19 protein-coding genes and 1 tRNA gene are annotated in these 22,289 nt (G+C 72.5%); 7 read left to right on the top strand and 13 right to left on the bottom strand.

Annotated elements, in window-relative coordinates; all coding sequences use genetic code 11:
* Positions 1 to 31: 31 nt before the first annotated feature.
* Both FED44_RS21060 and FED44_RS21065 read right to left on the bottom strand, forming a co-directional pair.
* Entirely contained in the window at positions 32 to 1,051 is a 1,020-nt protein-coding gene (locus tag FED44_RS21060) for an ROK family protein (RefSeq protein WP_138461789.1), read from the bottom strand.
* A complete protein-coding gene (locus tag FED44_RS21065; RefSeq protein WP_117409291.1) occupies positions 1,048 to 2,244 on the bottom strand; it encodes an FIST signal transduction protein in 1,197 nt (398 codons plus the stop codon). The genes FED44_RS21060 and FED44_RS21065 overlap by 4 nt, the downstream gene beginning before the upstream one ends.
* A 181-nt stretch (positions 2,245 to 2,425) precedes the next feature.
* Here FED44_RS21065 and FED44_RS21070 point away from each other — a divergent pair, with 181 nt between their 5' ends.
* On the top strand, positions 2,426 to 3,835 hold the full coding sequence (locus FED44_RS21070; RefSeq protein WP_244302118.1) for a sigma 54-interacting transcriptional regulator: 1,410 nt from the start codon (positions 2,426 to 2,428) through the stop codon (positions 3,833 to 3,835).
* Here FED44_RS21070 and FED44_RS21075 read toward each other — a convergent pair.
* Entirely contained in the window at positions 3,823 to 4,302 is a 480-nt protein-coding gene (locus tag FED44_RS21075) for an SRPBCC family protein (protein ID WP_138461790.1), read from the bottom strand. The genes FED44_RS21070 and FED44_RS21075 overlap by 13 nt on opposite strands.
* A 243-nt stretch (positions 4,303 to 4,545) precedes the next feature.
* On the opposite strand from FED44_RS21075, the gene FED44_RS21080 reads away from it, so the two are divergent.
* Together FED44_RS21080 and FED44_RS21085 are read left to right on the top strand one after the other, a co-directional pair.
* Entirely contained in the window at positions 4,546 to 6,516 is a 1,971-nt protein-coding gene (locus FED44_RS21080; protein ID WP_138461791.1) for a vWA domain-containing protein, read from the top strand.
* A gap of 461 nt (positions 6,517 to 6,977) precedes the next feature.
* The gene (locus FED44_RS21085; protein WP_117409295.1) at positions 6,978 to 7,409 is read left to right on the top strand and encodes a hypothetical protein; all 432 of its coding nucleotides are present in this window, start codon (positions 6,978 to 6,980) and stop codon (positions 7,407 to 7,409) included.
* 10 nt (positions 7,410 to 7,419) lie between these two features.
* Here the strand turns inward: FED44_RS21085 and FED44_RS38160 are convergent, their stop codons facing one another.
* Positions 7,420 to 8,379, bottom strand: coding sequence for a CGNR zinc finger domain-containing protein (locus FED44_RS38160; RefSeq protein WP_262367125.1), 960 nt, complete (start codon positions 8,377 to 8,379; stop codon positions 7,420 to 7,422).
* A 52-nt stretch (positions 8,380 to 8,431) separates the two neighbouring features.
* On the opposite strand from FED44_RS38160, the gene FED44_RS21095 reads away from it, so the two are divergent.
* Entirely contained in the window at positions 8,432 to 9,688 is a 1,257-nt protein-coding gene (locus FED44_RS21095) for an MFS transporter (RefSeq protein WP_138461792.1), read from the top strand.
* A gap of 61 nt (positions 9,689 to 9,749) precedes the next feature.
* Here FED44_RS21095 and FED44_RS21100 read toward each other — a convergent pair whose 3' ends face one another.
* Positions 9,750 to 10,889, bottom strand: coding sequence for a cystathionine gamma-synthase (locus FED44_RS21100; protein ID WP_117410456.1), 1,140 nt, complete (start codon positions 10,887 to 10,889; stop codon positions 9,750 to 9,752).
* A 103-nt stretch (positions 10,890 to 10,992) separates the two neighbouring features.
* Positions 10,993 to 12,363: a cystathionine beta-synthase gene (locus FED44_RS21105; protein WP_117410468.1), complete on the bottom strand. Its 1,371-nt coding sequence runs from the start codon at positions 12,361 to 12,363 to the stop codon at positions 10,993 to 10,995.
* Positions 12,364 to 12,541: 178 nt separating this feature from the next.
* Here FED44_RS21105 and FED44_RS21110 point away from each other — a divergent pair, with 178 nt between their 5' ends.
* The 3 genes from FED44_RS21110 (at position 12,542) to FED44_RS21120 (ending at position 16,203) form a co-directional block, all read left to right on the top strand.
* Positions 12,542 to 13,477, top strand: coding sequence for an SGNH/GDSL hydrolase family protein (locus tag FED44_RS21110; protein WP_117410457.1), 936 nt, complete (start codon positions 12,542 to 12,544; stop codon positions 13,475 to 13,477).
* Between the two features lie 47 nt (positions 13,478 to 13,524).
* Positions 13,525 to 14,889, top strand: a complete 1,365-nt coding sequence (locus FED44_RS21115; protein WP_117410458.1) for a PQQ-binding-like beta-propeller repeat protein — start codon at positions 13,525 to 13,527, stop codon at positions 14,887 to 14,889.
* A gap of 96 nt (positions 14,890 to 14,985) precedes the next feature.
* Complete coding sequence (locus FED44_RS21120) at positions 14,986 to 16,203, top strand: acetyl-CoA C-acetyltransferase (RefSeq protein WP_138461793.1); 1,218 nt, start codon at positions 14,986 to 14,988, stop codon at positions 16,201 to 16,203.
* Between the two features lie 51 nt (positions 16,204 to 16,254).
* Here FED44_RS21120 and FED44_RS21125 read toward each other — a convergent pair whose 3' ends face one another.
* From FED44_RS21125 to FED44_RS21155, 7 genes are all read right to left on the bottom strand, one after another.
* Entirely contained in the window at positions 16,255 to 16,665 is a 411-nt protein-coding gene (locus FED44_RS21125) for a PPOX class F420-dependent oxidoreductase (RefSeq protein WP_117410460.1), read from the bottom strand.
* 63 nt (positions 16,666 to 16,728) lie between these two features.
* On the bottom strand, positions 16,729 to 16,947 hold the full coding sequence (locus FED44_RS21130) for a DUF4287 domain-containing protein (RefSeq protein ID WP_117410461.1): 219 nt from the start codon (positions 16,945 to 16,947) through the stop codon (positions 16,729 to 16,731).
* A 232-nt stretch (positions 16,948 to 17,179) separates the two neighbouring features.
* A complete protein-coding gene (locus FED44_RS21135; protein ID WP_316246846.1) occupies positions 17,180 to 18,022 on the bottom strand; it encodes a Bax inhibitor-1/YccA family protein in 843 nt (280 codons plus the stop codon).
* A gap of 126 nt (positions 18,023 to 18,148) precedes the next feature.
* Positions 18,149 to 19,252 carry an asparaginase gene (locus tag FED44_RS21140; RefSeq protein ID WP_244302120.1) on the bottom strand — a complete coding sequence of 368 codons (1,104 nt, stop codon included), beginning with the start codon at positions 19,250 to 19,252 and terminating at the stop codon, positions 18,149 to 18,151.
* Complete coding sequence (locus tag FED44_RS21145) at positions 19,249 to 20,217, bottom strand: Clp protease N-terminal domain-containing protein (RefSeq protein WP_138461794.1); 969 nt, start codon at positions 20,215 to 20,217, stop codon at positions 19,249 to 19,251. Before FED44_RS21145 ends, FED44_RS21140 begins: the two co-directional genes overlap by 4 nt.
* A gap of 353 nt (positions 20,218 to 20,570) precedes the next feature.
* Positions 20,571 to 20,643: transfer RNA gene (locus FED44_RS21150), tRNA-Leu, on the bottom strand.
* A gap of 275 nt (positions 20,644 to 20,918) precedes the next feature.
* The gene (locus FED44_RS21155) at positions 20,919 to 22,277 is read right to left on the bottom strand and encodes an NAD(P)/FAD-dependent oxidoreductase (RefSeq protein ID WP_117410464.1); all 1,359 of its coding nucleotides are present in this window, start codon (positions 22,275 to 22,277) and stop codon (positions 20,919 to 20,921) included.
* Between the last annotated feature and the right edge of the window lie 12 nt (positions 22,278 to 22,289).

The following is a 22,289-nucleotide window of genomic DNA, read 5'->3' on the forward strand; positions in this document are numbered from 1 at the left end:
CGTGCGGAGTGGGCGCGGGCGGAACGCGTCGTCACGGCCCGGGTGACCAGTACCGGTCGCCCGCGATCACCAGGGCGGCGGCGCCGACGAGGCCGGCGTCCTGGCCGAGCGCGGCGGGCACGACCCGCACCCGCCCGGCGAAGCCCATCCGGGTGTGCTCGCGCAGCGCCTTCTCCAGCGGCCCGAAGAGCAGGTCACCGGCCTGGCTGAGCCCGCCGCCGACGGTCACGAGATCGAGGTCGCAGAGGTTGACGGCCGAGGCGATGGCGACGCCGAGGGCCCGCCCGGCCCGCGTCATCGCGGCCAGCGCGATCGGGTCGCCCGCCGCCGCGTCGGCGGCCAGGCGCCGCGCGGTGGCCGTCCCCTCCTCCCGGTAGAGCTCCCCGCCCTGCCCGGACGGCTCCCCGCCCGGCTCCGAAGCCCTGCCCGGCTCCTGGGGCGAACCGGCGCGGCCGGGTGACCAGCCCTGCGCGACCGCCCAGGCGGCCAGCCCGGGACCCCGGGCGATCGCCTCCAGGCAGCCGTTGCCGCCGCAGCCGCACGGCGGTCCCCCGGGGTCGACCACGACGTGGCCGATATGACCGGCGTTGCCCGTCCCGCCGTCGATGAGCCTGCCGCCGAGGATCAGGCCGCCGCCGACGCCGGTCGACACGACCATGCCGAGCATGGCCGCGCTCCCCCGCCCCGCGCCGCGCCAGTGCTCGGCCACGGCCAGGCAGATCGCGTCGTTGTGGATGCGGACCGGTATGCCGGGGAACCGGGCGGCGAGCCGCTCACGCAGCGGGAAGCCGCGCCAGCCGCCCATGTTGAGCGGGGAGACCTCCCCGGCGGGCCAGGTCATCGGGCCGCCGCAGCCGATCCCCACGCCCGCGACGCCCGGGGGCGGTTCCAGCCGGTCGAGCAGGCCGGTCAGGGTCTTCCACAGGGTCTCCGCGTCGCCTCCCCGGGGCGTCGCGGACCGCTGCGCGGCCACGACCCTCCCGTCCGGCTCCACCAGCCCGGCCGCGAACTTCGTGCCGCCGATGTCGACGGCCAGGGTGAGATCGCTCACGCGCCCTTCCCCGCGCCGGACGGGCCGGAGGAGAAGACGAGCAGCGAGGCGGTGAACCCGTGGACGTGGTTGTGCCCCGCGACCGGCCCGACCTCTCCGGCCGCGAAGAACCCCGCGACCCCGATCGGCCCCAGCGTCTCGCGTACGGCCAGCGCGTCGTGGTCGGCCGAGTCGAACATCCCGGAGCCGCGGCCGTTGCAGGAGAACAGCAGCGCGCCGTCGGCCCTGCCGGTGTCGCGCAGATGGGCGTCGAGCAGTTCGTAGAGGTCCTCGTCGGCCGCGTCGGCGTCCCTGACCTGGAACCGCACGGTCCTGCCGATCTCGACCACGTCGCCGATGGCGACCGCCTCCCGCTCGGGGTCGATGCCGATGACCCCCCGGATCAGGAAGTCGCCCCGCTCGTGGCGCTCGGCGTACTCGTCCATGGCGACGCCGATCTGTAAGCCGGCGGCGACGAGTTCGCGGTCCTCCTCGTCGAGATCGCTCACGATGTCCTCAAGACGGGCGAGGGCGGGCTGCCCGGCGAGTTCGAGCAGCACGTTGTCCTCGGCGCGGGTGACGACCATGGTCGGGCCTATCGGCCGGCAGCCCTGGCTCACCACCGTGCTCACGTTCACCTCGCCGCCGATGACCACCCCGATGGCGCCCGACTCGTGCACCTCGCCGTTGGCGAACAGCCGGACGGAGCCGCGGCCCTGCAGCCCGTTGGCCAGGCCGCCGACGATCGGCAGACCGTCCAGCACCTCGTCGGAGTGCTCGACGAAGGCGTCCGTCGGGAAGCTGTAGGGATCGGCCAGGAGGATCGCCACCCGGTCGTCCGGGATCCGCTCGGGCAGCCCCACGACCACGAACCTGTCCTCGGTCCGCAGCGTCTCCAGCGCGAACGCGTCGATCCTGGCCCCGTCGAGGGACGCGGCCCACGCGCTGACCGCCGGGGCGAGCTCCACGCCCTGGCCGTGGCCGATCACGCCCGTCGCGCTGCACCCGATCACGTCGGCCCCGGACGCGACGGACATCGCCCGCTGCCCCGCGCGGGCCACGTCGTCGGGGTCGTCGCCGCAGACGAAGAAACAGACCAGGTCCGGCGGACCCGACAGGCCGGCCAACGCCTGGCGTACGGCGGTCTCGGCCGCCTCCTCCAGGTTGGCGCCCACGGCGAGACCGTCGGCGAAGCGGCTCGTCAATACCGCCATCGTCTCGCCCTCTCTTTCGCGCGACCGCTTCTCGTCGGCCGGTCGTTTCCACGATTCTCCCCACTGAACGGAGGTCAACGCGCGGTACGCCCGGCGAATCGCGCTCGTACGGCCCGATCGCGCGGCCCGGATGACGCGACCCTGCTGCCGGATCACCGGGCGGGGACGTAGGCTCGACTCCGTGCACAAATCGCCCACGCCTGCCCCCAGCACTCTGCGTGAACTGCGCGAGAGTGGACATCGATACCGGACGGTCAAGGCCGAGATCAGGGAGAACCTGCTGGCCAGACTGCGTTCCGGCGAGCCCCGGTTCCCCGGCATCGTCGGCTTCGACGAGACCGTCCTGCCGCACCTGGAGAGGGCGCTGATCGCCGGGCACGACCTCGTGCTCCTCGGTGAGCGCGGCCAGGGCAAGACCCGGCTGATCCGCACCATCACCGGCCTGCTCGACGAGTGGTCGCCCGTGGTCAAGGGCTGTGAGATCAACGACCACCCGTACGCGCCGGTCTGCGTCCGGTGCCGCCGGCTGGCCGCCGCCCACGGCGACGACCTGCCGGTCGCCTGGAAGCACCGCGAGGACCGGTACGGCGAGAAGCTGGCCACCCCCGACACCTCCGTCGGCGATTTGATCGGCGACGTGGATCCCATCAAGATCGCCGAGGGCCGCACGCTCGGCGACCCCGAGACGGTCCACTACGGCCTGGTCCCCCGCACCAACAGGGGCGTCTTCTCCGTCAACGAGCTGCCCGACCTGGCCGAGCGCATCCAGGTGGCGCTGCTGAACGTGCTGGAGGAGCGCGACATCCAGGTCCGCGGCTACAACCTGCGCCTCCCCCTGGACGTCCTGCTCGTCGCCAGCGCCAACCCCGAGGACTACACCAACCGCGGCCGGATCATCACGCCGCTGAAGGACCGCTTCGGCGCGGAGATCCGCACGCACTACCCCCAGACGATCGAGGACGAGCTGGTCCTGATCCGCCAGGAGGCCGACCTCGACGAGCTCGGCGCCGACCTGCCCGACCACCTCGTGGAGGTGATCGCCAGGTTCACCCGCCTCGTCCGCGAGTCGACCGCCGTCGACTCCCGCTCCGGCGTGTCGGCGCGGTTCTCGATCGCCGCCGCCGAGACCGCCGCCGCCTCCGCCGTACGGCGGGCCGCGCTGAGCGGGGAGGAACGGCCGGTCACGCGGGTGTGCGACCTGCCCGGCGTGGTCCACACGCTGCGCGGCAAGGTGGAGTTCGAGGTCAGCGAGGAGGGGCGGGAGGTCGACGTGCTCTCCCACCTACTGCGCCGCGCGACCGCGGAGACCTTCCGCGGCACTCTCGGCGGGGCCGACCTCACGCCGCTGCTGGACCGGTTCGGCGAGGGCGCGCGGGTCGAGTCGGGCGATCTGGTGCCCGCCCCCGAGCTGCTGCGCCGCATCGGCCGCGTCGAGGGGCTGTCGAAGATCATGGCCAGGCTCGGCATGGGCGAGGGCGACGAGTCGCCCGGCCACGCCGCCGCGGCGCTGGAGTTCGCCCTGGAGGGGCTGTACCTGATGCGCAGGCTGTCCAAGGACGACGTGGCGGGAGGTTCCGTCTACCGGACGTGACAGAGCTCCGCCAGGTGGTGCAGCGAGTTGACGAGGTGCTCGGGGCCGAACGGCGGGAACCGGATGCCCCGCTCCCGGATGAACCAGGGCACGGCCGACCAGTCGTAGGTGAGCGTGACCTCGGTCTCGGACGGACCGAGCGGCGCCAGGTCGTACCGCCAGACCCAGCCGCCGAACTCCATCTGGCCGTCGCCCTTCTCCTGCCCCGTCTGCCAGGCGATCGCGCGCGGCGAATCGAGCACCTCGACCTTGTTGACCACCTGGTAGTCACCCTCTGGATGGCGGGCGTGATGCATGTCCATCCGGAAGACCTGCCCCACCTCGGTCAGCGGCGCCCGGTCGGCGGCTTCCTGAACCCAGCCGGTGCCGTCGATCGCGGAATGGGTCGTCGGGTCCGCCAGCACCGCGAACACCCTCGCGGCGGGCACGGCGACGGTCAAGGTGGCGCTCACGTTCTCCACGGACATGGTGGGCCTCCGGTGAGTGGCGACCGGCCCGTCGCCGGCCTCTCACCCTGGCTACGAAAGGGATCGGCGCCATTCGACACCACCACGGAAAAAAATCGGAAGACGGCGCCCGGCCCCGACACCCCTGACGCCCACCGCCCCCGGACCGTGTGGGCAGCGGCCATGGGGCGGGCCGTCCGCGCGGTCGAATCGGCGGATTCCACGTACGGCGCGCATTCCAGCCCCCGGGGGTAGCGTTGTCGCGTGTCCTACGCTTACGGGGAGTACCACGACGGGCCGGATCCGCTGGCTCCGCCGTACGACGTGCGCGCGGCCCTGGACGAGATGGGCGACGCCGTCCTGTCCGGCTCGACGCCGCTCGACGCGCTGCGCGACCTGCTGCGCCGGGGGCTGCCCGGCGCGCCCGGGCGCCGCGGCCTGGAGGATCTGCTCCGCCAGGTGCGGCGCCGCCGCCGGGAGCTGAGGGACGGCACCCGGCTCGACGGGACGCTGGAGCGGGCCCGCGCCCTGCTCGACAAGGCGATCGGCCAGGAGCGGGCGGAGCTCCAGCGGGAGTCCGAGGACTCGGGAGAGACCGGGGAAGCTCTGGACGACGCCCGGTTCCGGGAGGCGATGCTGGACACGCTGCCCTCCGACACCGCCCGCGCCGTGCAGGAGCTCGCCGGCTACGCCTGGCGGTCGGCCTCCGCTCGGCAGACGTTCGAGGAGCTGCGCGACCTGCTGCGCAGGGAGGTCCTCGACAGCCGGTTCCGCGGCATGCAGGAGGCTCTGGCCAACCCCGATCCGGCGGCGATGGAACGGGTCCGGCAGATGATGTCGGATCTCAACGACATGCTCGACCGGGACGCCCGGGGCGAGCATACCCAGGATGACTTCGACCGGTTCATGCAGAAATACGGGGACATGTACCCCGAGAATCCGCGGAACCTGGAGGAGCTGGTCGACCAGCTGGCCCGCCGCGCCGCCGCCGCCCAGCGGCTGCTGGCCTCGCTCACCCCCGAGCAGCGCGAGGAGCTGGCCGGGCTGATCAACCACACGCTGGAGCAGGCGGGCCTGGCCGAGCAGATGAGCCGGCTCGGCGAGGCCCTCCACGCCCGCCGCCCCGACCTCGCCTGGGGCGCTCCCGAACGCGTGTCGGGCGAGCGGCCGATGGCGATGGGCGACGCCGTGACCGCCCTGCAGGAACTGGCCGACCTCGGCGACCTGGAGTCCGCCCTCCGGCAGGACTACCCCGGCGCCCGGCTCGACGACATCGACGAGGAGGCCGTACGCCGCGCTCTCGGCCGTTCGGCGGTGGACGACCTGGAGTCCCTGCGCCAGGTCGAGCGCGAGCTGGAGGCCCAGGGCTACCTGCGGCGCAACCGCGGCAAGCTGGAGCTCACCCCCAAGGCCGTACGGCGGCTCGGCGAGACCGCCCTGCGCCGCGTGTTCTCCTCGCTCGAATCCGGCCGGCGCGGCGACCACGACCAGCGCGACGCCGGGACGGCCGGGGAGCCCACCGGATCGACCCGGCAGTGGCGCTTCGGCGACGAGCAGCCGATCGACGTCGTACGGACCGTCGTCAACGGCGTACGGCGGGGCGGGGGCGCCCCGGTGGCCCTGTCGGTGGACGACTTCGAGGTGGTGGAGACCGAGCGGCGCTCGGCGGCGGCCGTGTGCCTGCTGGTCGACCTGTCGTACTCGATGGCCCTGCGCGGCACCTGGGCGGCGGCCAAACAGACCGCGCTGGCGCTCCAGGCGTTGGTGGCCTCGAAGTTCCCCCAGGACGCGGTGCAGATCATCGGCTTCTCGAACTACGCGCGGGTGCTGCGGCCGGACGAACTCGCCGGGCTCGAATGGGACATGGTGCAGGGCACCAACCTGCACCACGCGTTGCTGATCGCGGGCCGCCACCTGGACCGGCACCCCGACTTCGAGCCGGTGGTGCTCGTGGTGACCGACGGTGAGCCCACGGCGCACCTGATGCGCAACGGCGCGCCCCGGTTCGAGTGGCCGCCCTCGCAGGAGACGCTGACGCTCACGCTCGCCGAGGTGGACAAGATGACCCGGCGCCGCGCGACGCTGAACGTCTTCATGCTGGCCGCCGACGACCGGCTGCGCGAGTTCGTCAACGAGGTGGCCAGGCGCAACGGCGGCCGGGTCTTCTCCGCCAGCGCCGACCGGCTCGGCGAGTACGTCGTCAGCGACTTCCTGCGCGCCCGCCGCACCCGCTGAGCGGCCCCGGACGGGGTGCACCGGGCCCGCGCGTGGCACCCTGGTGGGACAGGGGCGTCACGGGGGACGGCCCCGCACCGGCACGCCGCACGTGCGGAAGGAGGCGTACGGACAGGCGGCACGATCCGATCGTGGGCCCGGGATCCGGGGACCGTCGCCGGCGGGATCGATAATCCATTGCCGACCGGGCTGCAATCGGCGGACGATAGACAGACACTCCCCGTGTTCGCGCTGGTCGTTCCACACGCCGGTGGAAGGAGCGCTCCCATGTTCGCAGCAGTCGGCCTCGTCGTCCTGATGATCCTCACCGGAGTCCTCTACGAGATGTCGGTCCACAACCGCCCGCGCCGCCGGAAATGAGGCCGGGTGCCGGGCCGCGCGGCCCGGCCCGCCCTGTCCGCGGCAACGCGCTTCGTGCCGCGACGGGTGCGGTACGGAACCGACGCGATAGCCTCTGCCCCATGTCGCCTCTCGACCATCTGCTGCTGTGGCTGCACATAGGATTCGCGATCTTCGCGCTCGGCCCGCTGACGGCGGTCACGAGCGTCACGCCGCGCTACATCAGGGCCCGGGAGATCGGTGTGCTGCGCTATCTGCACCGCTCGACCCGGCTGTTCGGGCTGCTCACGATCGGAGTGTTCCTGTTCGGCCTGCTGCTGGGCCGCAGCGCCCTCGGCGCGCCCTACCTGTCGGTGTCGATGACGCTGTTCGTGGTGGCGGCCGTCCTGCTGGTGATCGTCGAGCGGGACCAGCGCACGGCGATCGAGGCGCTGTCCACCGAGTCGCCGGCGGACGACGCCAAGGTGCAGACCGGGCGGATCGCCGCGCTCGGCGGGATCAGCGCGCTGATCTGGCTCGTCATCCTCTTCCTGATGGTCTTCTTCAACCCCTGACGCTACTGGTCTAGCCTGATACACCGGTAGCACGCCTGGCCCGGCGTCTCTCCGTGAGACGCCGGGCCTTGGCCTGCGACCCGCAGTCGGCCATCGCGCACCAGCGGCGCGAGCCGTTGCGGCTGTGGTCGAGGAACAGCCAGCCACACCCGCCCTCCGCCAGGGGGCACACCCGCAGCCGCCGCAGGTCGGCCGTGGACAGGAACTCCACGGCCGCGTGGGCGAGCCGGTCCGGCACCAGGAGGGCGGGACTGGTGCCCACCAGCAGGCGGACCACCCGGCCCGGGGCGGTCTCGGGAGCGGGCGGGGCACTCCCGGGGACAAGCGGGGCGCTCCCGGGAACGGGCGGGGAGCTCTCGGGAACAGGCGAGGCGCTCGCAGGGACAAGCTGGGCACTGCCGGGGACAAGCGGGGCGCCCTCGGGGACAGGCAGGGCGGTGTCGGGGACAGGCAGGGCGGTGTCGGGGACAGCCAGGGCGGTGTCGGGGACGAGAGCCGAGCGCGCCGCGGCGCCCGCCCACCGCAGCCCGAGCCGTTCCAGCGCCGCGACCACCTCGGATTCCGCGCTCGGACGGCTTCCGGGGGCCGCTTCCGGCGAAGACGCCGCCGGTATGCCGGCCGCCGGTATGCCGGCCGCCGGCACCCCGACCCCCTGCGCCCCGACCCCCTGCGCCCCGGCCGCCGGCAGGCCGGCCGCCAGCACGGTGTAGACGGACTCCCGGATCTCCAGGGCGGCGTGCCACGCCTGGGCGGCGGACGAGGGGACGGCCGACCAGGCGGCCGCCACCGCCCGCGCCTCCTCGGCGTCGGCGACTCCCGCGCGCTCCGCCCACGCCAGCAGGGCGGCGGGGCCGGGCAGGTACTCGTGATGCTCGGACCCGCCGGGCACCCGAGGCGCCACCGTGTTGACCAGGTCGAGCGCGAGATGTCCGCCGACGATGCGCGGATCACCGTTGTGGGCCTCAGTCACGCATGTCATGCTACCAGTAAAGAGAGTTTTACCGGTAGCAGATGGAGGACACATGACGCCCTTACCGGGACGCCGGGAGAAGTGGGCGCTCGCCGCCCTCTCCGTGGCCTGCTTCGCCTACGTCACCACGGAGGTCCTGCCGATCGGGCTGCTCACCGTGATCGCGCACGATCTGCGCAGATCCCCGTCCGAGACCGGGTTCCTCGTCACCGGATACGCCGCCGTCGTGGTGCTGGCGTCGCTGCCGCTCACCCGGCTCACGCGGCGGGTGCCCCGGCGCGCCCTGCTCACCGCCACCCTGGGGGTGCTCGTGCTGGGCTCCCTGCTCACCGCCGTCGCGCCCGGCTACCCGGTCCTGCTCGGGGGGCGGCTGCTGATCGCGCTGACCCAGGCGCTCTTCTGGTCGGTCGTCGCCCCGACGGCCACCGCGATGTTCCCCCCTGCCGTACGCGGACGCGTGGTCGCCCGGATGGCGATCGGCAACGCGCTCGCGCCCGTCCTCGGCGTCCCCGCCGGGACGTGGCTCGGGCAGCAGGCGGGCTGGCGGGTGGCGCTCGCGGCGCTCGCGGTCCTCGGGCTCGTCACCTGCGTCACGGTGGCCACGCTCCTGCCCCCGGCCGCCGCCGGGCCGGGAGGCGAGGACGGCGGGCAGGTGGGCCGAGCCCCCGCGCCCGACCTCGGGCGGTACGTGACCCTCGTCGTCGCCACGGTCGTCGGCGTGACCGGCTTTTTCACGGCGTACACGTACATCACGCCGTACCTGCTTGAAGTGGGGGATTTCGCGCCGGGCTCGCTGAGCCCGCTGCTGCTCGCGGGCGGGGTGGCCGGGGTCACCGGCACCGTGCTGGTGGGCCGGGCGCTCGACCGGAGCCCCAGGGGCGCGCTGCTGACGCCGCTCGCCGTGATCACCTGCGCGTTGCTCGGCCTCCACGCCTTCGGCGCCGTCAAGGCCGCGACCGTCGTCTGCCTCTGCCTGGCGGGCATGGCCTTCAGCGCCCTCGCCGCCGCGATCCAGAACCGTACGCTCCAGATCGCCCCCGGCGGCACCGACCTCGCCTCCGCGGGGACGAGTTCGGCGTTCAACGTCGGGATCGCCGCCGGGTCGATGCTCGGCGGCGCGCTGATCGAGGGGCCCGGTGTCCACAGCGTGACCCTCGCCGGGGCGGTCCTGGCCGCCGTCGCGCTCGCCGCGCTGCTCGGCGAGCCCTGGGCGGCGACGGGCGCGCGATCGGCGCGCGGGCGGGCGCCGGGCCGCCGGACCCGGTCGGCGAAACCGGCCGGGCGGACCCCCTCCCACACCTCCGCCTAGAAGAATCGGCGTGGATGGGGCGACGACGCTGCGAGGCGCCGTGGGCCACGTGCGGCAGAACTCAGCCCAGGGCTTGGGAGAGGTCCGCGAGCAGGTCGTCGATGCTCTCGATGCCGACCGACAGGCGCACCAGGTCGGCGGGAACCTCCAGCGGCGACCCCGCGGCGGAGGCGTGGGTCATCCGCCCGGGGTGCTCGATCAGCGACTCGACGCCGCCGAGGGACTCCCCGAGCGTGAACAGGCGGGCCCGGTCGCAGACCGCGACGGCCGCCTCCTCGCCGCCCTCGACCCGGAAGGACACCATCCCGCCGAAACGCCGCATCTGCTTGGCCGCGACCTCGTGACCCGGGTGCTCGGGCAGGCCGGGGTAGAGGACCTGGACGACCTTCGGGTGCGACAGCAGCAGGTCGGCCACCCGCTCGGCGTTGTCGCAGTGCCGGTCCATGCGGATGCCCAGCGTCTTGAGCCCGCGCAGGGTGAGCCAGGCGTCGAACGGCCCGGCCACGGCGCCCATGGCGTTCTGGTGGTAGGCGAGCCGCTCGCCGAGGTCCGCCGACCGGGTCACCAGCGCCCCGCCGACCACGTCGGAGTGGCCGCCGACGTACTTGGTCGTCGAGTGGACCACCACGTCCGCGCCGAGGCCGAGCGGCTGCTGCAGGTACGGCGAGGCGAAGGTGTTGTCCACGACGAGCAGCGCGCCCGCGTCGTGCGCGACGTTCGCCAGCGCGGCGATGTCCGCGACGTTTAGCAGGGGGTTCGTGGGGGTCTCCACCCAGATCGCCCGCGTCCGCGGCTGTACGGCGGCGCGCACCGCGTCCACGTCTCCGAGCGGCACCGGGTCGAAGGTGACCCCCCACTCCTCCAGCACCCGGGCGAACAGCCGGTAGGTTCCGCCGTACGCGTCGTCCGGGATCACCACGTGGTCGCCCGGCTTGCAGACGGCGCGCAGCAGCGTGTCCTCCGCGGCCAGGCCCGACGCGAAGGCCAGCCCGCGCACGCCTCCCTCGACGGCGGCCAGCGCCTCCTCCAGGGCGGTCCTGGTGGGGTTGGCCGACCGGCTGTACTCGTATCCCGCCCGCAGGCCGCCCACGCCGTCCTGCTTGTAGGTGGAAACGGCATATATGGGAGGCACGACGGCGCCCGTGTAGGGGTCGGCCTCCTGGCCCGCGTGGATGGCGAGTGTCTCGAAACCATGGTTCATGGGGTCGAGCGTAGCCGCCCGTCCCGCCTGGTCCCGGCGGGCGCGTCAGTGGCTGACACACAGATGGCCGAGGGCCGGCCCAGGGGCCGGCCCGCTGGCCGGCTCAGTGGTTGGCGAGGAAGGCCAGCAGGTCCTGACGGGTGACCATGCCCACCGGCTTGCCGTCGTCGAGGACCACCGCGGCGTCGGCCTTCTCCAGCGCCTCGACCGCGCGGGCCACCGGCTCGCCATAGCCGATCATCGGCAGCGGCGCGGACATGTGGCCGCCGATCTCGTCCTCCGACCGCACCCGGCCGCGGTACAGGCCGTCCAGCAGGTCGCGTTCGACGATCGAGCCGACGACCTCCGCCGCCATGACCGGCGGCTCCTCCTTCATGACCGGGAGCTGGGAGACGTTGTACTCCCGCATGATCGAGATCGCGGTGCCGACCGACTCGTGCGGGTGGACGTGCACGAACTCGGGCAGCCCGGACGACTTGCGGCCCAGCACGTCGCCGACCAGGCCCTCCTCGCTCGTCTCGGTGAGGAAGCCGTAGTCCGCCATCCACTCGTCGTTGAAGATCTTCGACAGGTAGCCGCGGCCACCGTCCGGCAGCAGCACGACCACGACGTCGTCCGGCCCGGCCGCCTGGGCCACCCGCACCGCCGCGACCACCGCCATGCCGCACGAGCCGCCGACGAGCAGCGCCTCCTCCCGGGCGAGCCTGCGGGTCATGCCGAACGAGTCCTTGTCGGAGACCGCGATGATCTCGTCGCAGATCGTGGTGTCGTAGGTCGCGGGCCAGATGTCCTCGCCGACGCCCTCCACCAGGTACGGCCGGCCGGTGCCGCCCGAGTAGACCGACCCCACCGGATCGGCGCCGATGATCTTCACCCGGCCGTCGGAGATCTCCTTCAGGTACTTACCCGTCCCACTGATGGTCCCCCCGGTGCCGATACCGGCGACGAAGTGGGTGATCCTGCCCTCGGTCTGCTCCCAGATCTCCGGGCCGGTGGAGAGGTAGTGGCTCTCCGGGTTCCCGGGGTTGGAGTACTGGTCGGGCTTCCAGGCGTTCGGGACCTCGCGGGCCAGCCGGTCCGACACCGAGTAGTACGAGTCGGGGTGGTCCGGCGAGACGGCGGTCGGGCAGACGACCACCTCCGCGCCGTACGCCCGGAGCACGTTGACCTTGTCCTGGGCGACCTTGTCCGGGCAGACGAACAGGCAGCGGTAGCCCTTCTCCTGCGCCACGATGGCCAGGCCCACGCCGGTGTTGCCGGAGGTCGGCTCGACGATCGTGCCGCCGGGTTTGAGCGCGCCGCTCCGCTCGGCCGCCTCGATCATCCGCACCGCGATGCGGTCCTTCACCGAGCCGCCGGGGTTGAAGTACTCCACCTTGGCCAGCACCTGGGCGGGCGCGCCCGCCGTGACCTTGCGCAACCGGACGAGCGGGGTGTTCCCCATCAGCTCGATCAGCGAGTCGTGTACGCGCACCGCGAGGACCACCTTGTCCGCCCGAGGCCTGTCGGCCGTCTTCACGCCGGGGGTCCGTAGGGGTGGCCGGACCTCGGCGTGTCTCCTACCTTCAAACCGTACCGTCAGGTTCCACACCGTACCGTGAGGGTGAGGGCCGGTGATTCCGACATCCGGCACGACGCGGGCCGCGCGGCGCATGGCGACCGCCGCCGCCCTGGGCGGGGGCGGCCTCACCGCCCTGGGAGCGATCACGTACGGCCTGCTCTTCGCCGAGGCCGCCGTCGCCCGCCGCATCGTGGGACAGCCGCACGGCCTCGACGGCCCCGACGCCGACGGCCTGTACGGCGCCTATCCCGGGGAGCCGATCCGGATGGCCGTGCTCGGCGACTCGACCTCGGTCGGTCTCGGCATGACCCGCCCCCAGGAGACCCCCGGCGTACTGATCGCGTACGGCCTCGCCGAGGTGGCCGAGCGGCCGGTGCGCCTCACCGTGGCCGGGCGGTCGGGGGCCTCCTCCGCCTGCCTCGGCGGCCAGGTGGATCGCGTGCTGGAGACCCGCCCGGAGATCGCGATCATCTTCGTGGGGGCCAACGACGTGACCACGGCGACCCCGCCGGCCCGGGCCGTACAGCACCTGCGGGAGGCGGTGGGCAGGCTGCGCGAGGCCGGAGCGGAGGTGGTCGTGGGCACCTGCCCCGACCTCGGCACCGTGCGCCCGATCGCCCAGCCCCTGCGCTGGGTCACCCGGCGCTGGTCGCGCCGGCTCGCCGCGGCCCAGACGGTCGCCGTCGTCGAGACGGGCGGGCGGACCGTCGCGTTCGCCGACCTGCTCGGACCCGAGTTCGAGGCCAACCCGGCCGAGATGTTCGGACCTGATCGTTTTCATCCATCTGCCCGAGGTTACCTACAGGCCGCGTACGCAGTGCTACCGTCTGTATGCACCGCGTTGGGGTTGTGGCCCGAGCCGGAACCCGTACGCGTCGAAGGATCGCAACACCTCTTGGCCGCAATGGCCGTGGAGGAGCCCGGCACCGAGGTCACCGCGACCCGTGTCGCCGGCCGGGCGGTCGGCCCCCATGGACGGTGGGCGACGCTGCTCCGCCGGAGACCCGGGCCGCTTCCGAACGCCTAGGGCCGGTCACCTCCTGCGGCCGGGCCATCACCCCCTGTAGGAGCGAAATGATCCGGCCCCAGCCAGCCCACCTGAGACCCGCTCTGGCGCTCGCGGCGAGCGCCCTGCTGACCGGCGCCGCCCTCACCGGCTGCTCCGGCGGCGGCGACGCCGCCGCGAAGGACCGTCCGGCCTGGCACAACACGCAGGTGAACGCGGTCAGCCGGGCCACCACGGGTGGCGGCGTCGCGGCCGCCACCTCCATGCGGCCCGACGGCACGCTGGAGACCGTCGCCCTCGACCTGTCCACCGGCCGTCGCCTGTGGACGCACCCGGCGACGATGGTCGGACGGCTGCCGGGGATGGGGGTGCAGGCCCCCGCCACCGTCGAGACCGGCGTCGGCCAGGCCGTGGTGGTCACGCTCGACCCCTCCGGCGGGAAGAACGCCGTCCTCGTCGCCAGGGACGGGCGCACCGGGCGGCAGAAGTGGACCAGGCCGATGCGGTCCACCTTCGGGCCGCAGCGCTGCGGGCCGTACGTCTGCGTCTCCGAGGACACCGAGCTCGCCTCGGCCCGCGTCGTGGTGCTGAACCCGCGCGACGGCGCGCTGATGTGGCGCCTGCCCGGCATCGCCGAGGTCGAGTGGTCCGACCCGACCAGGGTGGTGCTGCTCAGGCTGGCCTCGCATCCGGTGCTGGAGGCGCGCACGCTGAAGGACGGCAAGGCCGTCTGGCAGTTGCCGATCGAGGACGCCCTCGGCCCCGGCGTCGACCTGAGCGGAGGCTGGGCCTTCGGCGCGACCGGCGACAAGATCGTCGGGTACGTCGCGCCGTACACCAACCCGCAGACCAAGCAGACCTCGGCGTTCGGCCTGTTCTCGGCGCGCCTCACCGACGGGGCCGTCGACTGGATGCGGCCGTCCGTCGTCCGCGTCTACCCCAGCGGCAACCCCGCGTACGCGCCGATCGTCCGGCCGGTGGACGAGCAGGGCCAGTACGGCGGGTTCGCCCGGCTCGACGCCGAGAGCGGGCGGGTCCTGGGGCAGATCACCCCCGCCCAGGTGCCGGGATCGGGCTGGTGGCTGGCCTTCCCCCGGGACATGGACCGGCTCGGCTTCCTCAAGCGCGACGCCCCAGGCTCGGTCTTCGACCTCAGCACCGGAGAGCCGACCCCCGTCAGCGGCGCGAGCGGGTGGTCGTTCTGCGTCACCGACCCCAAGCCGCTGCCGCTGCGCGGCATGATCCCGGGGTTCTACTCGATCGCGGCGCTGTGCGAGTTCGATCTCGCCACGGGCCGGCGCAAGAGCTCCTCCGCCGCGCCGCCCTCCTGGTTCACCGGCAGCCAGAACGGCTGGCGCCTGTGGCGCGACGAGAAGGGCGGCCTCCACGCCGTCAACGACCACACCACCACCGCCCCCGGCATGTACGGGTAGGCGGGGCGTGGCGGGCGGCGTACCGGAGGGTAACCTCCGGGAAGGAGGCCCCGCGAACCCTGGGTGCAGGGGCACGAGTTCAGGCAGGAGAGTCACATGCCCGAGGCAGTCATCGTGGCGACCGCGCGGTCGCCGATCGGCCGCGCCTTCAAGGGGTCACTCAAGGACATCCGTCCCGACGACCTGACCGTGCAGATGGTCCGCGCCGCGCTGGCGAAGGTGCCGCAGCTCGACCCGGCCGACATCGACGACCTCATGCTGGGCTGCGGTCTTCCGGGCGGCGAGCAGGGCCACAACCTGGGCCGGGTGGTGTCGGTGCTGCTCGGCCTGGACAACGTGCCGGGCACCACCGTGACCCGCTACTGCTCCTCCTCGCTCCAGACGACCCGGATGGCGTTCCACGCCATCCGGGCAGGAGAGGGCGACGTGTTCGTCTCGGCGGGCGTCGAGACCGTCTCCCGCTTCGGGAACGGCAGCTCGGACCTGCCCGACGCGCAGAACCCGCTGTTCGACGAGGCCAAGGCCCGGACGGAGGAGACCGCGAAGGGCGGGGGCCCGGTGTGGCACGACCCGCGTGCGGACGGCGCGCTGCCCGACGTCTACATCGCGATGGGACAGACCGCCGAGAACGTGGCCGCCCTTAAGGGCGTCTCGCGGCGCGAGCAGGACGAGTTCGGCGTGCGGTCGCAGAACCTCGCGGAGAAGGCCATCGCCAACGGCTTCTGGGACGGCGACATCACGCCGGTCACGCTGCCCGACGGCACCGTGGTGAGCAAGGACGACGGCCCCAGGGCCGGCACGACGTACGAGGCGGTCGCGCAGCTCAAGCCGGTCTTCCGGCCGGACGGCACGGTGACGGCGGGCAACTGCTGCCCGCTGAACGACGGCGCCGCCGCGGTGATCGTCATGAGTGACGTCAAGGCGGCCCAGCTGGGCATCACGCCGCTCGCCCGGATCGTGTCGACCGGCGTCACGGGCCTGTCCCCCGAGATCATGGGCCTCGGCCCGATCGAGGCGTCGCGCCAGGCCCTCACCCGTGCCGGCATGTCGATCGACGACGTGGACCTGATCGAGATCAACGAGGCGTTCGCCGCCCAGGTGATCCCCTCCTACCGCGAGCTCGGCATCGACATCGACCGGCTCAACGTCAACGGCGGGGCGATCGCGGTGGGCCACCCGTTCGGCATGACCGGCGCCCGCATCACCTCCACGCTGGTCAACAGCCTGCGGTTCCACGACAGGTCGATCGGCCTGGAGACCATGTGCGTCGGCGGCGGCCAGGGCATGGCGATGGTGCTGGAGCGGCTGTCCTGAACGTGACCCCCGCGCCGGGACCGGCCCGGCGCGGGCGGCCACACGGGGTGGTCAGCCGTGGTGGTCGGGACCGGCGCGGGTGGGCTCGATGCGGATGATCACGCGCTTGTCCCGGACCATCGCCTCGCGGTAGTCGTCCCAGTCCGGGTGCTCCCCGCTGATGTCGCGGTAGTACCGGACCAGCGGCTCCATCGCCTCGGGCAGCGGGACGACCTCCGCCTTGCCCTCGATCTGGATCCACGCGCCGAAGAACGCGTCGGTCGTCACGGTCAGCACGACCTGGGGGTTGTTGCGGAGGTTGCGGGTCTTCACGGCGGTCTCGCGGCTGCTGACCACGATGTGGCCGTCCTCGTCACAGCCGACGGTGACCGGGGAGGTCTGCGGGCGTCCGTCCGGATGCCAGGTCAGCATGACCGCTCGGTGGTTGTTCCTGACGAACTCACGCGCCTTGTCGAGATCCATGAAGACAATGATGCGCCCGCACCTGACCGGTGCGGGCGCGTTTCTGCTTGTGCGGGCCGATCGCTAGAAGCGCCGGCGCCGCTCGTGCTCGCGGACGATCGCGGCGGCGTAGCCGTGGCTCAGCCCGTGCTCGTCGGCGAGCCAGTTGGCCCGCTCCTCACAGCGCAGGAACGACGGACCGTTGTCGATGGCTTCGAACCACTCGGGGAGTTCACGCCCGGTTATGGACGGGACGCGGGCGATCAGCTTGGTCTGGGTCTCCGGTGAGTGGTTCAACGACATGGGCACCTCCACGGAAAAGGCTGCTTTGTGTCACAGTGCATCACCGGTCCGCGCTTGACAAGCCCCCAACGGCATCGTTTTGTTACAGGATGTTGATCCAAACTTACAGAACCGATCACCGAATCCTGCTATAGCACCAAAAAGGGAGCGCCGCTCCGGGAGGAACGGCGCCCTGCTCACCCCGCGATCGGGAGGTGCCCGGTGGACCTTCGGCAGGTCCCGCGGACACCGGCTAGTCGTTGTTCGTGAAGTAGCTGATGAACCGGAGGATCTCCAGGTAGAGCCAGACGAGGCTCAGCGTCAGGCCGAACGCCATCAGCCAGGAGTAGCGCTCCGGCACGCCGGCCCGCACCCCCTGCTCGATCTCGCTGAAGTCGAGCAGCAGGAAGAAGCAGCCCAGCAGGATCATGCCGACGCTGAAGACGTAGCCCAGCGGGCCGGCTTCGCGCAGGCCCAGGCCACCGCTGACGAAGATGCTCGCGATCCAGTTGATCAGCATCAGGCCGATCGCCCCGAACGCGGCGGCGACCACGAACTTGGCGAACTTCGGCGTCGGCCGGAAGATCTTCAGCGCGTACACCGCGAGCGTGCCGCCGAAGGCGAGCATAGTGCCGAGCACCGCCTGCAGGACGATGCCGTTGTACACCGTCTCGTACATGTGGCTCAGCACGCCGATGGCGATGCCGTAGCAGAGGGAGTAGCCGAGGATCAGCGCCGGGTTCGTGCTCTGCTTGAACGACACGATGAGCCCGAGGATCAGGCCCACGATCATCGCGGGTGCCGCGAGCCCCCAGCCGACGTTGAAGTACCACGCCAGGGCAGCCGAGACGACGAGCGTGCCGAGCGTCATGAAGCCGCGCATCACGACGTCGTCAATCGTCATGGCGCGCGCCGCCGGCGGAGCGTAGGAGGGGGCGGCGTACATGTCGTTCAGTTCGTGCACGCTGGGCGTCGGGCCGGTCCACGTCTGCTGACCAGCCGGACCGCGCCGACTGAATATCGGGTTCTTGCTCTCCATCCGCTTCCTCCAGGACGCGACTTGCCGATCAGCCGCTGGGGCGGCCAGTGGGGACATGCCCGGGGAGCGGTGTTCCTCGAACGTGTCTCGCATGGAACGCCACCCCGCCACAATGGCAACGTTCGGCCCCCCGGCGGGGTTCCCGCCACCTGGTAAGGAAAAAAGCCGGGACTCCCGGTCGGGTCAGAGCCGGGCGAACCAGTCCCGTACGGCCTGCCGCCCTCCCCCGCCGAGCGCCGCCATCAGCGCGTACCGTGCCTTGACCGGTGCGAGCCCCCGGGCTCCGATCGCGCCGACCTTCGCCGCGAGCCCGTAGCCGGGCGGCAGGGCCTCCAGGGGAACCGCCCGGGTGCGGCACCGCGAGGCGACCACCACCGGGATGTCCCACTCCGCCAGTTCGCTGATCGTCGTGAAAAGCCCGACGGGGACGTTCCCGGCGCCGGTGCCCTCCAGCACGACCCCCCTGGCCCCGGCGTCCACGACGGCCGTGAGGAGCACCGGATCCATCTCCGGGTAGGTCTTGACCAGTGCCACGTTCGTCTCCGGCTCCCCCTCCGGCTCCGGAGGCCGGGGCGGCGGCGCGGCGCACATCTCGGCCCCGCCGTCCGCGACCCGGCCGAGCACCGGCGCGGGAGCGGACGAAAGAGCCGTCACCGCCGTCGCGTCGGCCATGGTCACCCAGCGGGCCGCGTGCAGTTCGTCACCGGCGCACACCACCGCGCCCACGCCTCGCAGAGCGGGGTCGGCCGCGGCGACCAGGGACGACGCGAGGTTGCGCGGTCCGTCACTCGACAACGCGTCGAGCGGCCGTACGGCCCCGGTGAACACGATGCCGCCCCGGTGCGCGGCCTGTCCCGCGAGGAGGTCGGTGAGGAAGGCGGTCTCCTCGACGGTGTCCAGGCCGTGGGTGACGACCACGCCGTCGAACCCCTCGTCGAGCAGGGCCGTACGCACCCGCCGGGCCAGCGACAGCATCGTGGCGGGCGAGGTGTCCCAGCTCGGCTCGGCCCGCACGTCCTCGGTGACGACCTCCAGGCCGAGATCCGCACCGAGATCCGGGCGGGGGCCTGCGCCGAGATCCGCACCGAGGTACGCACCGAGGTCCCCGGCGCTGCCGCGCGCGAGGTCGGCACCGGGGTCGGTCGCGGGATTCGCGCCGGGATCCGCGCCGAGGCCGCGGGACACGGCGGCCAGCAGGTCGTCCGCCGTCGCCAGTCCCGGCCGCGAGGTCCGCCGGGCGTACGCCATGACGTCGCCTGTGGCGACCAGCAACACCCGTGCGGTCACGGCGTCTCGTCCTCGGCCGATTCGGCCACACCGGCGTGCCGCTCCAGACGTTCGACGCGTTCGAGGAGCGGCGCGATCTCCCGGCGGACCATGGCCGCCACCATCTGGACCGCTTCCCGGATCTGCGCCGCATCACCTGCCGCCGCGCCACCGCCCTGCGCCGCACCACCTGCCCCCGCGCCACCGCCCTGCGCCGCACCACCTGCCGCCGCGCCACCGCCCTGTGCCGCCGCACCGCCCTGTCCCGTGCCGCCCTGTACGGAGCCCGCGGCTTCCTGCGCCTGCGCCCGCAGGTGGACGTAGCCGGCGAGCGCCGCGACGACCGTACGGCGGGTGAGGCGGGGCTCGGCTCCCCGCGCCCGCAGCACCTCCCCGGCGATCCCCTCCGGCTCGGCGGCCAGGCCGAGCAGCAGGTGCTCACACCCGATGTAGTTGTGCCCGAGCGACTGGGCCTCGGCGACCGCCAGTTCCAGGGCGTTTGCCGCCAGGGCGTCGAACCGGCCGGGCCCGGCGGCCGGTTCACCGCCCTCCTCCCGCGCGGGCTCCTCACCCGTCTCGGGCCCGCTCTCCCCGGCCTGCCCGGCCCCGGAGCGTACGGCGGGGCGGCGGGCCGCCAGGTCGCGCTCGACCAGCGCGGGCTCGATCTCCATCGCCCGCAGGACGTGCAGCGCCAGGTTGGTGCCCTCGGCCAGCATCGCCGCCAGCAGGTGCTCGGTACCGACTCCGGGGGCGCCCTCACCCCGGGCGCGCTCCAGCGCGAGCCGGAAGACCGCGCGGGTCCGCGGCGTGAAGTGCGACAACCGCGGATCGTCGATCTCCAGATCGCCGAGGATGCTCTCCCGGATGGCCGTCACCCGCCGTACGGCCTGCTCCAGTGCCCGCTGGCAGATCGCGGACACCGGCAGGGAGGCCTCCTTCACCGCCTCCGCCAGATCATCGGGCAGATACACATTGATTTTCGGCATAACCCCCTTGTACCCCCATAGGGGTTACATGTCCACCCCGAGCAACGCCCTGGCCCGTGGGTGGAGACCGTCTGAGGCGGGGCCGGCGTTCCGCCTCGGTCTGCTGGAAGAGGAACTGCCGAAAGGAACCGTCTGGTTCACCGCGACCACCTGATTACAGGGGAAGGGCGGATACCCAGCGGCATTCCGGCCCAGAGGATTTGTCTACTCAAGAGTTCGCGCCGACGCGGGCACACCAGGGGCACGGCTTCTGTGTGGACGTTCGAATTCGGCCGAAGTCGGCCAGGCGGTGACGATCGGCCCGTGGGCGCGCTCCCGCAGGTCACGGGCTTGTTGGGCGAGGCGGCACTCGGTGCCCCCGGTGGGACTCGAACCCACACCACAGCCCTTTTAAGGGGCTTGCCTCTGCCATTGGGCTACGGGGGCGCCGCGATCATATGTCACGGATCACTCCTCTGTAAGCAAGTTACGTCTTACGCGGCTTGTCCCCCTTTCCACGGCCGGTGAACGGCGCCCGTGGCCGCCTGCCGGTCAAGGAACGGGAGAGCCTCCGGGAGCGCCCGGCCGCGATCGGGCCGCGGTCACGCCTCCATGACACCACCTGTCGTGGCCGTGGAGATCGCGAAAACGGCCCGGCGGTGAGCGCCGGGCCGTACCGCACCGAGGGCCGGGCGCCTCCGTGGCGGCGCCCGGCCGGGGACTCAGCGCTTGAGCCCGCTCTTGGCGGCGGCCCGGAACTCGTCGCGCGGGTGCTCGATCTCGCCCAGGGAGACGGTCTCCCGCCTGAAGAACAGCGACAGCGTCCAGTCCATGACCACGCGGACCTTGCGGTTCACGGTGGGCACCCGCGACAGGTGGTAGGTGCGGTGCATGAACCAGGCGGGGAGGCCGCGCAGCTTGATGCCGTAGACGTTGGCGACGCCCCGGTGGAGGCCCAGGCCCGCGACCGACCCGACGTACTTGTGCCGGTAGTCCTTCAGTTCCTCCCCGCGCAGGTACGCGGTGATGTTGTCGCCCAGGACCCGGGCCTGCCGTACGGCGTGCTGGGCGTTGGGGGCGCAGAACTGGCCGGGGTTCGTCACGTCGGGCACGCCCGCGATGTCACCGGCGGCGAAGGCGCCCTTGACGCCCGCGACGGTCAGGCGGGTGGTGGTCTTGATCCGGCCGCGCTCGTCGAGCGGCAGGTCGGTGGAGTTGACGATCGGGCTGGGCTTGACGCCCGCGGTCCAGACGATCGTGGCCGACTCGAACTCGTCGCCGTCGGAGGTCTTGACCAGGCCGCCCTCGCAGGACTGCAGGAACGTCTCCATCTTGAGCTCGATGCCGCGCTCGCGGAGCTGCTCGGCGGTCCACTCGCCCATCTCGGGGCCGACCTCGGGGAGGATGCGGTTGGATGCCTCGATGAGGACCCAGCGCAGGTCCTTCTTGTCGATGCCCGGGTAGTACCTGATCGCGTCCTCGGTCATGTCCTCCAGCTCGGCGAGCGCCTCGATGCCCGCGAAGCCGCCGCCGACCACGACGAAGGTGAGCGCCCGGCGGCGCACGTCCTCGTCCTCGGCCGAGTCGGCGCGGTCGAGGAGGGAGATGACCCGGTTGCGCAGCGCGATGGCCTCGCCGACCGTCTTGAAGCCGATGGCCGCGTCCTCCAGGCCGGGGATCGGCAGCGTCCGCGAGATCGACCCGGCGGCCATGACGATGACGTCGTACTCGATCTCCCTCGACTCGCCCGCCGGGGGTTCGAAGGTGACCGTACGGGCCTCGTGGTGCACCTTGGAGACCTTGCCGTTGAGGATGCGGACCTTCGGCAGCACCCGGCGCAGCGGCGCCACGACGTGGCGCGGCGAGATGTTGCCGGCCGCGGCCTCGGGCAGGAACGGCTGGTAGGTCATGTACGACTGCGGGTCGATGAGCGTGATCCGCACGCTGCCGTCACGGAGCTCACGGCGGAGCGTGCGCTGGAGACGAAGAGCCGAGTAGAGGCCCACGTATCCACCGCCGACGATGACGATGTGCTGCGGCTTGCGGTCTGCCACGATGCCCTCCAAGGCTTGTGAAACCATTCACAAGCTTAC

It is taken from the genome of Microbispora triticiradicis (genome assembly GCF_005864065.1).
Classification (GTDB): Bacteria; Actinomycetota; Actinomycetes; order Streptosporangiales; family Streptosporangiaceae; genus Microbispora; species Microbispora triticiradicis.